A 13487-nucleotide genomic window follows, 5' to 3' on the forward strand; every position below is an offset into this window, starting at 1 on the left:
TTGAACATTACAACGAGCAGCATCCGCACAGCGCTTTGAACTATCGCTCACCGAGGGAGTTCAGGCGCTTGGCGGCAGCACCAATTTAACAGGGAGTTGGTGTCCGGTTTTGTAGGGGCAAATCCAGACCATCACCATGAGCCGTATCCACTTCCATCAACCCCCTCAGTTTCGCGGGCGCGAAACTTGAGAAGGAATTCAAATTTTAACTGATCATAAAAACACATCGCGCACAGCCCGCAATTGGAAGCACAAAAACTGTACTTCCAAGCGAGCTGGTGAGAGCCAGAGTGACTTGTCGCGCAGGGTATCACCAGCAACCGTTGATTTTCGCGTCCACGAAAATGTGAGGCGCCTGTACAACGAGAATAGAAAGAGATCACGATGCAAAAAGTCCAAAGCTGCTTAGTCGGGAGGCAAAGAGTGTTCGCCGGTGACTCATTGCGAAAATACCGACGTAGTTGAGGCTCGCTTCAAGCGGTTTTCAATGTCTCAGGCCAAGTGCGATTTGCCTGACTATTTGAACCTGCGCTTTTCCATGTGTCGAAGCACTTCGAGTCTGTCGGTATGTACAAAAGAACACGCAGTGTAATCACCTTCCCATACAGCCGTCGCCCACTCTCCTTCTAGACCCTGCCCCCAAAATGCTCCCCATTCACCGCTCGGCAACTCAAGCAAGAGCCACTCAGGAAAAGGACATCTCCTGGCTAGACTTAAAACGTATTCGTCATGATGCGGTTCACTACTCTTGCCCATTATTTTCGCTACCTGATCTGTGGACACAAAAACCGTGTCTATTTACCAACCTGGCCCCGTGTTTAACAGCGAGACTGAATGTGAATAGCCTAGGGTTTTGAGGACACCTCCACGCAGCAGGGCACATCGCTAACGCTGCGCGCCTCTAAAGCGTCTAGACAGGAATACCCTGCGCGTGACATAACCCCAGCCTACGCTGGCGGCTGGCCAGCATCTCTATAACCTACCTTATGCCTGAAGCTTATGACCTTCGATTATAACGTGATTGCTACCGGCCTAGCGGCTCCAGTCGCCATCCTGCTGGTAAAAACGATTCTTGATTTCAGCCTAGCACATTACTTTGTGAAGTATTTTTCTTGGCTTCCGGTGCGAAGCCTATTCCGCGATCAACCACAATCGCTGGCAGGTAAATGGGAGCAAACCTGGGAGGCAGCCGGCAGCCCCAGCTTTGAGGATGCAACCGATCGGCATAGCTACGCAGAAATCAAACAGTTTGGTCGATACATTTATTCGGAATTCGAAGCCAAAGGCCGGACTTATTGCTTATTTGGAAAAATCAGAGGTGCTTATATTATCGGTGAGTGGTACGACAAAGCCGATAAGCATGCCTATTTCGGCACTGTTCAATTGCAAGTTTTGGGTTCAAAAAACTTAAAAGGTCTATATGTAGGCCACTCACATCGTACCGGAATGGTCGGTTACGATAATTGGGGCTGGAATAGGCATTGAGTAGGCCTCACAAATGTTTCTTCAAAGTTAGCGTGTGCTTTTGTGGAGTCTAAAGCTGGGAGGCTAGGATGGCAATTTCATTTATTCATCTTTCAGACATCCATTTCGGACAAGAAAAAGATGGCTCAGAGCTAATAATACATAACGATGTAAAAGAAGAGCTCATCAGGGATGCAGCTCTTCAAGTTCGTGAGCTTTGTCCTGAAGGCGCTACCGGCATAATTGTGACCGGTGATATCGCGTATGCAGGGAAGACAAATGAATATGATCAGGCTGGCAAGTGGCTCGATAGACTTTCAGAGGCTATCGGATGCCCGAGAACAGCGGTGCAAGTTGTTCCAGGCAACCATGATATAGATCGTGATGCAATTTCATCCGGATGCCGATTAATGCTCGAGCAAATTGTTGAAGTTGGAAAATTAAAACTTGATGAGTTTTTACGCAACGAGCTAGATCGTGAGGTTTTGTACGGCCGCTTCAGCGGATATAGACCTTTTGCTGAAGGATATGATTGCCCTTTAGACCGAAATGGTGGACATGCTAGTTATAGGAGCTTTGAATTAGCACCTTCCAGAACTTTACGATTCATTGGTTTAAATTCAGCATTAATATCCTCACCGGCAGACAAAAAAGGATTTATGCTCCTTGGGGCGCGTCAACATGTCCTTCCCAGAGTTGATGGTGAAGAACTTGTTATTTTAGCTCATCACCCACTTGACTGGCTGCGTGACTCAGACGAAACAATGCAATATGTTAAAAGTCGTGCGCGTGTTTTTATTTCAGGGCATGAACATAATCCAACGGTTAACTTAATTAACATCAAGGACGGGGTTGATTTGCTCATGCTCGCTGCCGGAGCAACAGTACCACCGATAGCAAGTGAAGGATTCAATTACTCATATAATTTATTGATTTTCGACTGGGACGAAGAGTCAGATGGGTTAAAGTTAAAAATCATACCTCGTGCATGGTCCAAGGAAGATACATGCTTTGATTCGGACAGAATCAGTCTAGGAGAAAGTACTTCTAACGTAATCTTAGGGTGTCCGAATTTTCGTCGAAAAGCTGCATCTGGAAACTTGAATCTTCCGGTAGCAATACCTCTAAAAGATGAAATCCCGGATGATGAATTCGATGAGCTAGAGCCTGCTCAGAACATAGCAGTGCAAGAAACCCAGGAATTAACACAATTCCGAATTATTCTCTTGAGATTTTTCCGTGACCTTACATCGGCGCAAAGACTAGCCGTGTTATTTCAGATGGAGGCGCTACCCGCTGAGTGGAGTCAACAGCTAACACATGCTATCGAGCGTCGTATAGTAAATGCAATTGTTAAGCAAGGGCGATTGAGAGCACTTGAAAGCGAAATCGAAAAAATCCAAGCATTACATTCGAATAATTAAGGACCTAAAATGGCAAGTATCGCATCTCACGTAAGAATTTTTGACGCAAATCCTGCAGATGATTTGGTTGCCAAACGAACATCGGCAGTGAAGGAACTCGCTACATTATTTCAAAGAAGTGTAGTTGTCGGTACGACTTTAAATTTCTGCGATGAATTGGTTGAGTCTTTAAATTTAAAAAGTGAGTTAGGTGAGCGCTTAGCTGAAGTCGTCGAAATAGCCATCTCAAATTCGGCCAAAGCGTTTATTGCTGATGGCAAAACTTTAGAGCTTCGAGTCTGCGGAATGCTTGGAGCACTTCAAGCTGTTACTGGTCAGAAGTCTCGGGGATCGGCTGTAACAACTTCCGATATTTTCTCGCTGGGGTTGTGGTGTGGCTTAACATTTCAATCCCCTATTCCTGAGCCAAGATTTGAAGCATTGCGGGTTGAAGTTTTAAAGAACTCTCAAGCGTATGCCTCTGCCAGAGCAGCCTTGAGTCGAGAAAGGGTTCCAGTGCCTAAAGTGCAAATCCAGGTTCCAGATATCTATGATCCTGTCCAGTTAAAGTCAGCATTAAAGGATGGAGTTGAAACTGCTAACTCTGCATTAAGGGCTAACGCGGCAGTTGATAGAGAAGAGATAGATCTTTTGTGGTGGGTTTTGACCGACTGGAGCGACATACTGAACCATAGATTCTCTACTGCTCAAAATCCGACAGCTTCAGCCATTGCAGCAGGCATTGAAGCTGGTTCAATGTTAAGAAGAATGCCAGAAGATACACACAGACACCTTGTTCTAAGGCATGTGAATGGTGCAAAACTCATGAGTCTTAATGAGTTAATCAAAGCGCTCGGCAAGGAGCGCGAATTAATCATATCCGCTATTGAAGACATTGAGCACATAAAAGGTTTTAATAATATTTTCCCGCTAATGAATGCAATTATTAGTGACGATAGCAAGCATCCAAACGCTAAGCAAAAACGTAGTCTGGAGGAGTGGGCAACGCGAGCTCTGCTAGAACGCACTCTTATAAGAATATGCACAAACTTACCCAGTGTAGGTATCTAAATGGCAGAGTGCACACAAGAAAACTGTACGGTAGCAGACACTGGGACTTGCTTATTAAACAACGAGCCTGCTAGCTGCCCTAACTGCAAATCAATAGATAGCATAATTGCATCTGACGGAGATATTGACAAATTAATACAACCTCTTGCAACGCCACTAGAGAGTACGCGTTTTCCACTGAGCTATACATTAAGCGCGGACAAAATGTCGCAAATGATGGGGCAACGGTATTGCCAAGTTATCGGGATAGTTGGTGCTCCTGATGCGGGTAAAACAGCAGCAATTGTAAGCCTTTACTTACTTGCAGCGAATGCAAAGCTGAAGGGTTATACTTATGCGCACAGCTATAGCTTGATGGCTTTAAATGAGATTAGCCAAGGAGCTAGGCGCTGGAATGAAGGTGAGATTCCGGATCAGCTAACCCTTCACACCGAGTTAGGCGATGAGAGATCGGCAGGATTTTTGCACCTTAGGCTGCGCCGGTTGGATCGGGATCATGTAGTGGATTTTTTTCTGCCTGATGTCCCAGGTGAATGGACAACGGCATTAATTGATAGTGCGCGAGCGGATCGACTTGAATTCCTCCAGCGCTCGGATGTTATCTGGATGATGGTTGACGGTAAGACTCTTACTGAGCACTCAACTCGTAGGCAAGCTACGCATCGAACTAAGTTATTGATTCAACGATTAGCGGACCTTCTGACAGATCCACCGCCTATTATTCTCGTGATAACCCGTCATGATGTAAGTACACCTCCTGAGGCCACTATTAGCGCCTTTAAACAAGAAGGATTGGAATGCGGCTTGAAGATCAGTGTCGCGTTTATTGCATCATTTGCTGATGCGGGAACAGTTGAACCAGGATTTGGTATCTCCGAACTTTTAACTGCAAGCCTGGGCGGTAGCGGGGAACCTCCGTGTTACTGGCCAGAAAAAACTAAAGCATTAGAAAACTTGCGTTCAATTATGCGATATACATATCCTGCGGAGGAATCATGAGCGAACACTCCATTATTTTGGTGGGAGGGCCGGACTCCGGCAAAACCAACTTCTTAGCCCCGTTCTGGGAATCCATCCGCTCTAAAAAGGGCGATTTAATTGCTAAAGAGTCACCAAAAAATATTAAGTATATTGAGGAGGCTTTAGCACATTTATTGAAAGGAGAGTTTGCACCACGATCAGAAATGGATTTGGAAGAAACCAACCTCAGCTTTTGCATCCCGGTTACATCAAAGTCTCGCCCTTCGGAATCTACTCATCTTGTGGTTCCGGATATACGTGGTGAAGTCTGGAAAGAGGCAGTTGAGACGTGTGAAATCCCCGAACAGTGGATGACAAATCTTAGAAACGCTTCTGGCGCTTTACTATTCATTCGGATTGGCTCACAGCAGAATGAAGCATCCCTTGATTGGGTGACAGCAGCAGGCCTACTGCGAATGCCGCTGATTGGAGACTCAGTAGGCCATTTGAAGATCCCTGCGCAAGTAGCTACTTGCGAGTTGATTAGGTTTTTGGAGCATAGCTTGGCTGCAGATCTGGATGGGGTAAAACCGACAGTAGCTATACTGATTACCGCTTGGGATTTGCTTGACGAAGAAGCGTCAGCGTTAGGGCCATTGGAATATCTAAAAAAAGAGTATCCTATGGTAGCAGGGAGAATCGACGACATAGAAAGTCTCAATATTGGAGTATTCGGAGTGAGCTCTGTCGGAGGTGATTTTGTCGATGACGACTTCAAACAGCGGTACTTAGAGGACGATTGCGAGTCGTTTGGCTATGTGATTCACGATGTAGATGGTAAAGTTGAACGGATAAAAGATATAACGTTACCTATAGGATGGATGGTGAATCAGTTGAAAAGGGTTGTATGAAAGCCAGCTACCTTGACCACCAAGACCACGCATACCGTGCCGGTCACGAGCTCGTTGCCTCTACGATAAAACTGGCCCGTGAAGATCAGGATGTGGTTGATAGACTTTCTGATATTTCAGGAGGACTAAGGCCTGGAGAAACATTTGCGCCTTATCTCACAACCTATCCACTTCCAAGTCGTGCTTATTATGTCGTTGCTAAGACGTGGCAAGACCTAAAAGCCCCGCGCGCGGGTTGTGTTCATACACGAAGCGTTATCATTCCCATGGATATTTGGAGTACTATCGATAGTTTCGATAGTATTGACTCTCTTTTTATTATCCCTGAGTTCACCTCCGATCCAGAAACGATGAGTAGTCTACCGCTTCCCATCGTGCATGATCCCCGAAGAATCGATATTGTAGAATCGTTGTTCCTTGAAACTCGTCAACCGTTAGTTATATTTGAATCAGAAGAAGCTGATGTAATACTCAGAAGGCTACTGCTCGCGATGTGGCCTGGGATAAGAAGTAGGTTTTCAGCGTGTACGTTCTCCCTATCCCCTCGCAGGCTTGAAGGCCGTGAATTTGATCTTCTGTTCGCACCTAATAACGCCCGTTCTAGATTCGCAGATTGGTCGGGAAGACGTATAAGCACTACTTCTAAAATGGCTGCGAGACATCGATGGTCTGCAGATTTAGCTAATGGTGTTTTTACATTTGAAAAGCCATCTTTAGTTACAAGAGATCCTTTTCAAATATTTACATCAATATCGAACTACAATGAATCGGTGTTACGGCTTTCGCTGCTTTGGAATGAATTATCTGCCAAATCACAAACTAGCCAAAGCGCTGTTTTAGGCATGGTCGACATATTAAATGCACAACCAAAACTAAGTGCTTCAGTGATCAATGAAGCATCTAGCGCGATCATTAGCTCCATCAATAAAATCTCTAGCAATCATGTACCTCAAGACTCATGGAGTTTCTTAAGTACATTAACCGAGAAAATGTCTCATCACATTTTCCCAGAGTCTGTTTACGCAAAAGTTAGCTATTCGGTTGCAACACTTACATCTAACGACACAACATCGGCTATCAATTTTTTAACGTCAGAAGACGCCGACAACAAATCAATTCCGCATGTGCTTTATGGAGCAATAGCGACAGGTTTTGCGATAAGCAACGATGACAACATTTCTGTAAGACTTTCATCATTGCCGAGCCTGACATTACTGGATCTAATGAGTTCCAGCCAGGATTTTGTGAGATTTATATTCAGTTTGGCGTCGCACGAGCCAGAGAGATGGGTAGTAAAAATCAAAGAAGTCTTGCGTCATGGCAACTGTCTTAAGTCAGTACCAATTCGTTTTATTGGCACCATATTCAATCATAAATCGCTTGCGCCTTTGCTTTCAATTTTCCTAGCAGATACAAATGCGGATGAGTTCTTAGTGTTTGTCGATGTGATTGGCGAACAATCTAATTTTGAAATTGTTGAGTTTGATGAAGCTCTAATTTCCGCCGCTAATAGACTGGATGTTATAATTCCACTTCGAGATCTGGCAATTAGGTTTTCTGGGGAATCTGACAGACTGCTTTTAGCTTCAATGTCTGTAAATGCTGAAGACCTTTCTTGGCTTCTTAAGTCAAATATCGGAACCTGCAGAACTTCAACTCTATTAATACTATTACTCGAGAACGCTTCCAGCCATGAGATCAACAAACTTTCCAATGATGGAGCGCTTTACCATTCTATTTTGAACATCATCATTTCAGCGTCCTCAAACCATCAGAGCTTAACATCCAGATTATTTGAAGCTCGATATATTGCTGCTGACGACAGTCTGAACTTTGGTCTTTTAGCGCTTCCTAAGCTAGCAACGATTTATCAAGCCAAGGTTGCCATAAGCATTCTAAAACACTCTTTGATATTTACTAGCATATCCGATACCAGGACTTTTCAAGTAGTTGGCTTTTTAGATTCTACCTTGAAGACACCAGACCTCATTGACATATTTTTCGACTCAAGATCTACAAATGATCGAATAGATGCCAACCTCAAGCTCCTTTCTAGCGCACCTAAAGCTATATGGGACGCAGTAATTGATAGCGTTGATTTAATTACAAGAGCATTAATAAGCCAGCATAGGGTTTCCATTTCAAAAAAATCTTATAAGATCTGGTCGCTAATTATAAGAGATGGATTTATTCGGGATGAACGAAAGGGTTTAGATGCCTCAATGGATGCTCTTGCTTTTTGTCTACAATCATTAAACGATCCGGTAAGCGAATTAATCAAGCAATCTTTTCCTGTAGTATACCGTCAGCTTCTTCGCTCTAAAGGCGATGATGATTTTAAATTTTTGCCATCTCTAAAATTTCTACCAAAATATTTTTTCTCAGACTGGGATCGAGCAAAATCCGCGCGAAAGCATCTTGTAGTCGCGTATATAAAATCGACTTGGCCCGCAATTGATCTTTTAGAAATATCTGTAACCGTTAATATCGAAAAGCAGGTAATGAGATATCTTGACAAAAGCAAGGAGGAGGAGGACTACCTAAGAAGATTAAACTTCTTGCAACTAACAGACAATGAAAAAAATATACTTTATACTTTTGTAAAAAATGCAAGCTGATTTGAAATCATATGGAGATATATAGCGATGTTAATTACTGAATGCAAACTTCAGCTTCTAAATCCCCCTACATTGAACAAATTGTCAAACGCCCTTAATCCTCAAGTTTTAGCTTTTATTTTTCAGGCGCCCCCTGAGAAACAAGGGTAAGGCACCTTAGATCTCCGTGCTGAACAACCAAATGAGCCAGGTATGACCTTGAATTTCCTTGCTATCAGGTAATTCTCCGTAGATCTGATACTGTTTTATCGGGGTGTGCTGGATCATCAATAGTGGTGATGTTACACCGGAGCTGTGCCGTAAAGGTGCATTGCGACTCGTGAAAGGTAAGCGCTCCATAAACTCCACATTCAAAGCACTTTGCTGATCCCGGATGCTGCTCTCCAGACTCCCTCAGGAGCCCGTTCGACCAAATATAAACAAGGGCGAGTCACAATCAAGGTCCTGATAGACCATTGGTCTGGTTGAAACGCCTGTCCGTGTGCAAGGTATTCTGCATGGTGCTTGGCTTGCTATACACTATTGGTAGTTCAGAACAACAGCTTTGAAGCATTGTTATAGGCATCAGGCGGATTGTTCATCCAAACGGTCGTACCTAACGGCACCATCGTGATAAACCACCAGGTTGAAATAGCGATTGAGCAACGCGTGATCCTCAACACCTAAGCAGCTTTCAACGGTTGCCGTAGCCAGTACAAGTTCGATAAGCGCTTTATCAATCGCATCCTCACTGCCGCCTGCTTTGACTACCTTGACCAACTGGCCGCCAAAGACAGGAATTGCTCCTTGCGCGAAATCAATGCCCTTCTCCATTAGAAGAGGCTTTCGTTCGGCGGCTAATTTCAAGATGTACTCACCAGGCAGCTCTCGGGAGCCGTCAAACCATGAGTCACCTTTTTCATCTAGTAGCGTGATCTCGCAACGCATTAGCCATTCCTTTGTAATTTAGTCTTCGAAGACCATTACTATGGACGCATGACTGTGATACGCAAACTTCACGAAGATTTCTATTGAAGAAACCATGCGAGGCTGTATGACTATTTCGCAGCCAGTTTCGAAGGTGCCAACGCTTTCACAGCATGTCGATAATTGGTCAAGGCCGGTACAGTGCCGGTACAGTCATAAGCTATCGCTACTTTCTTAAAGTTACGCCAAACCCGCTGTTCACGCTGCTTTCAGCTAGGTGTACCTATGCTACCCTATGACCGGTTTTACTAAGCTAGTAGCGTTGCTAGGCAACTCATAATCCCTTGGTCGTAGGTTCGAGTCCTACTGGGCCCACCATACTCAAAGCCGCGCATTGCGCGGCTTTTTCGTATCCGTCGTAAAAAACGCTAGACCAGTCCTGCAGTCCAAAGGTAAAAATTCAGGACGCTCCTCGCTTGGGAGAAAGTGCAACACAACACTCTGAAAAACACTTGGCGCAACGGCCGCGGATCGCGGCGGGCTTGCACGGCGACCTCAGGAAGCTCTCAGCCTGGCTGATGACTGCCTAGCGCTGATGTAGTGCATTAACGTCACCTTTGCCTGCGGTTTCGCGCAGGTACTCTCCCATCGAGTCATCGAGCGCCTGCAACCAGCGCGTGTGGTGCGGGACCGCAGCCGTACCGGTGATCACCGAACGATAGGATTTGTCGCGATAGCCCATGATGTCGTGCTTCTTGTCAGCCTTCCACTTGAGGAAAATCCGATTCACTGCGTCGATATCGAAGCTTGGATAGTCGGTCTGCCCAATCAGATGTTTGATGTAGCTGCCCTGAAATTCGTACATGGAGGCAGTGGACTCCAGGCTTTCTTCCTCGGCACGCCAGCGAGCGCTGTCGGCCTTCATGGCCGCCTGTTCGGGTAGGGTAATACGACCGAGCATATAGTCGCGGGCAAACCAGGCCTGGGCATCGAACAGGTTGAAGCTGTACCAAAGGTCCTGCATGCCGAGGTAGATCAATTGCGGGTTGTCCTCCCATATCACCCCTTGATAGAGGTCTGTGGGCCAGAGACGGTTAGCCGTCTGGAGTGTCAGTTCCTCAGACAGGAAGGGGAAGTGGTGCTTGTAGCCTGTGCAGAGAATAATCGCGTCCACCCGCTTGCTCGACCCGTCGACGAAATACACCAAGTCGCCGTCTACCTTGCTCAGTTGCGGACGTTCCTCCCAGTTCTTTGGCCACTTGTAGCCCATCGGCTGCGTGCGATAAGCGCTGGTTATCGAGCGCGCGCCGTACTTGTAGCACTGCGAGCCTATGTCTTCAGCAGAGTAGCTGCTTCCCACGATTAACAGATCCTTGCCCTTGAGCTCCGTTGCTTCGCGAAAATCGTGGGCGTGCAGGATTCGCCCCGAGAAACGGTCGAAGCCCTCGAAAGCAGGCACGTTCGGCGTCGAGAAATGTCCGCTGGCCACGACCACAAAGTCGAATACCTGTGTCACGTTTTGCTGGAGGCTATAGTCGTGGGCGGTGACGGTAAATTGCCGCGTAGCCTTGTCGAAACTGACGTGCTTGACCGCAGTATTGAAGCGAATGTAATCGCGCACACCGGCCTTGCTCACCCGGCCCTGGATGTAATCCCAAAGCACCTCACGGGGCGGGTAAGAGGAAATCGCTCGACCGAAATGCTCATCGAAGCTGTAATCAGCGAACTCCAGGCATTCTTTCGGACCGTTGGACCATAGGTAACGGTACATGCTCCCATGGACCGGCTCGCCGTGCTCATCTAGCCCGGTGCGCCAAGTGTAGTTCCACATTCCGCCCCAGTCGGCCTGCTTCTCGAAGCAAACCACTTCCGGCATGGGGGCGCCTTTGGCATGTGCGGATTGAAAGGCGCGCAGTTGCGCCAGGCCGGAAGGACCGGCACCAATAATAGCGACACGAATAGACATAGGATTCCCTCAACAGATTAAACGCGGCAAAAATAAAACATCCAACCCCAGACGGCTAAAGCCGCAGGCAACGGGAGAAAGAGTTCAGGCGTTAAGCTGCAGGTGGAGGGAACGAGCGCTTGCGTTTAAGAGCCACCAGGACGTCATGTGGCAGAATTGGCTGGTATTGAAACCGTCCCGAGAGCAGGGCAATCGCAGAAGGAAAAGCGGTGATCGGAGGGGATTTCTGGTTAGGCCCATACCCATCACTGCGGGGCGCAGGACGGGGGGCTAAAAAGCGAAAGATACGTGTGTTCTCATGCATGGGGGCTGATTTAGCCTCTTTTCGTTATGAATGCTTTTTAGCTATAAGGGATAAATACGATGATTACAAGAATAAGACAGAGACCTGCATCCCCATAGTGCCCCTCAGCTCGCCAGCGCATCAACAACGCCTTGCGCCGTGATCAGCAACTGCCCATCGCCTCTGAACGCCCCAATCACCTGTAACCCCGCCGGCAACTCTCCCTCCCCACGCGCCAGCGGCAGATTCACCTGCGGAAACCCAAACGCGCCCCAGAACTTGATGAAGTCAGAAGGTCCCGTGGTCTCCAGCCCCACCGGCGCCAGAATCGCGCAGGAAACACTCAACATCGCATCAAACGGCTGGCAGATCTGCGCGAGCTGCGGAGCCAGTTGTGCCAGGCGGGCCTTGGCTGCCGATTCCTGCTCCCAGCTCGTAGCTTTGGCGCGTTTGATCATGGCCAGTGTCGAATCACTGAGCAATTCAGGATGGGCCTGAAACTCCTTGGCCAATGACCGAGCGCCCTCGCAATCGTTGATCAGTTGGTGATCGTCGAATACTCCATCGAACGCCGTGGGTAGCACGACCTCACTTACGGGGTGCCCCTTGCCCGCCAATTGCGCCACCGCCTGCTCAATGGCGCGTGCCACCGGCGGCTGCACATCAGGCCAGCGGGATGTGCGGCAGAACCCAAGCCGTAAAGGGCGGCTCTCGGTTTCGAAGGCCGCAAAACCCGGAATTAACACTCGCGCCACCCGCTCAAGATCGCGCACCGAGCGTCCATACCAACCCACCGTATCGAAACTCGGCGCCAGGGGTTTAACGCCTTCCAGCGAAACCAGCCCCATCGAAGGTTTGAAGGCATACAGCCCGCAATAAGCTGCGGGCTTGAGCAACGAGCCTGCAGTCTGGGTGCCCAACGCCAACGGGAAAAACCCGGCCGCCATCCCCGCCGCAGAACCAGCGCTGGAGCTACCAGGCGTGCGGGACAGATCGAGTGGATTGCGCGTCGGCCCAGTGTGCATGTAGGCAAATTCAGTGGTGTGGGTCTTGCCCATGATGATCGCGCCAGCCTGGCGCAGCAGCGTCACCACATGAGCATCCCGCGACGGACGATTGCCTTGGTAAATCGGCGAATAGAACTCCGTGGGATGATCGGCCGTATCAAAGATGTCCTTGATCCCCACCGGCACTCCCGCCAGCGGACCAGCACAGCCTTCTAGCTGACCGGCCTGCTTGCGCACAGCCTCAGGGTCGAAGGAAACAAAGGCCTGAATGTCCGGCTCGCCGCGGCCTATCTGTGCAAGAAAATGTTCAGCGACAAGGCCAGGCGTCGTAGCGCCAGAGCTCACTGCCTCGGCAATACCGGTTGCGTCGAGGTGGTTCATGGTCGCTCCTTCACTTGGCAAACAACTGCCCAATGTCCCTGAATGCCTTGAACTCCAGCGCATTGCCACAGGGATCAAACAGAAACAGCGTCGCCTGCTCGCCCACCTGCCCCTTGAAGCGGATGTGCGGCTCCAGCACAAACTGCGTACCCCGCGATTGCAACCTTTGCGCCAGGGCGTGCCAATCGTCCCAACCCAGCACCACACCAAAATGCGGGACGGGCACGTCGTGACCATCCACCGCATTGGTGTGAGCGGATTTCTGGCTGGCGGTTTTCGGGTGTTCATGGATGACCAGTTGATGGCCAAAGAAGTTGAAGTCGACCCAGTGCTCGCTGGAGCGGCCCTCCTCCAGGCCAAAGACTTCGCCGTAGAACAGCCGCGCAGCGGACAAGTCGAATACCGGGATTGCCAGGTGAAAGGGTGCAAGGGTCATCAGGTCAAACCTCTATGGGCATTAGGTCTGCCCGAGTTTAGCCTTGCCTTTGGCGATGAAAAGACGATAATTTTTGCGCCG

General features: G+C 48.2%; 10 protein-coding genes. 6 read left to right on the top strand and 4 right to left on the bottom strand.

Annotated features, from left to right (window positions below):
* Window positions 1-999: 999 nt before the first annotated feature.
* The 6 genes from FQ182_RS00005 to FQ182_RS00030 all read left to right on the top strand — a co-directional run bounded on the left by FQ182_RS00005 (window position 1000) and on the right by FQ182_RS00030 (window position 8427).
* Window positions 1000-1485 carry a hypothetical protein gene (locus FQ182_RS00005; protein WP_149413479.1) on the top strand — a complete coding sequence of 162 codons (486 nt, stop codon included), beginning with the start codon at window positions 1000-1002 and terminating at the stop codon, window positions 1483-1485.
* Between the two features lie 68 nt (window positions 1486-1553).
* Window positions 1554-2888, top strand: coding sequence for a metallophosphoesterase (locus FQ182_RS00010; RefSeq protein WP_149413478.1), 1335 nt, complete (start codon window positions 1554-1556; stop codon window positions 2886-2888).
* Window positions 2889-2897: 9 nt separating this feature from the next.
* Window positions 2898-3938, top strand: a complete 1041-nt coding sequence (locus tag FQ182_RS00015; RefSeq protein WP_149413477.1) for a GTPase-associated system all-helical protein GASH — start codon at window positions 2898-2900, stop codon at window positions 3936-3938.
* 204 nt (window positions 3939-4142) lie between these two features.
* Window positions 4143-4937: a hypothetical protein gene (locus tag FQ182_RS00020; protein WP_149493968.1), complete on the top strand. Its 795-nt coding sequence runs from the start codon at window positions 4143-4145 to the stop codon at window positions 4935-4937.
* Window positions 4934-5809: a hypothetical protein gene (locus FQ182_RS00025; protein WP_149413475.1), complete on the top strand. Its 876-nt coding sequence runs from the start codon at window positions 4934-4936 to the stop codon at window positions 5807-5809. Before FQ182_RS00020 ends, FQ182_RS00025 begins: the two co-directional genes overlap by 4 nt.
* Window positions 5806-8427 (top strand): hypothetical protein, encoded by a 2622-nt coding sequence (locus FQ182_RS00030; protein ID WP_149413474.1) that lies wholly within the window; start codon window positions 5806-5808, stop codon window positions 8425-8427. The genes FQ182_RS00025 and FQ182_RS00030 overlap by 4 nt, the downstream gene beginning before the upstream one ends.
* A gap of 564 nt (window positions 8428-8991) precedes the next feature.
* Here the strand turns inward: FQ182_RS00030 and FQ182_RS00035 are convergent.
* From FQ182_RS00035 to FQ182_RS00050, 4 genes are all read right to left on the bottom strand, one after another.
* A complete protein-coding gene (locus tag FQ182_RS00035; protein ID WP_149413473.1) occupies window positions 8992-9354 on the bottom strand; it encodes a hypothetical protein in 363 nt (120 codons plus the stop codon).
* A 565-nt stretch (window positions 9355-9919) separates the two neighbouring features.
* The gene (locus FQ182_RS00040) at window positions 9920-11299 is read right to left on the bottom strand and encodes an NAD(P)-binding domain-containing protein (protein ID WP_149413472.1); all 1380 of its coding nucleotides are present in this window, start codon (window positions 11297-11299) and stop codon (window positions 9920-9922) included.
* Between the two features lie 408 nt (window positions 11300-11707).
* Window positions 11708-12970 carry an amidase gene (locus tag FQ182_RS00045; protein ID WP_149413471.1) on the bottom strand — a complete coding sequence of 421 codons (1263 nt, stop codon included), beginning with the start codon at window positions 12968-12970 and terminating at the stop codon, window positions 11708-11710.
* 10 nt (window positions 12971-12980) lie between these two features.
* Complete coding sequence (locus tag FQ182_RS00050) at window positions 12981-13406, bottom strand: VOC family protein (protein WP_149413470.1); 426 nt, start codon at window positions 13404-13406, stop codon at window positions 12981-12983.
* Between the last annotated feature and the right edge of the window lie 81 nt (window positions 13407-13487).

This window comes from Pseudomonas sp. ANT_H4 (assembly GCF_008369295.1).
In the GTDB taxonomy this organism is placed as follows: Bacteria; Pseudomonadota; Gammaproteobacteria; order Pseudomonadales; family Pseudomonadaceae; genus Aquipseudomonas.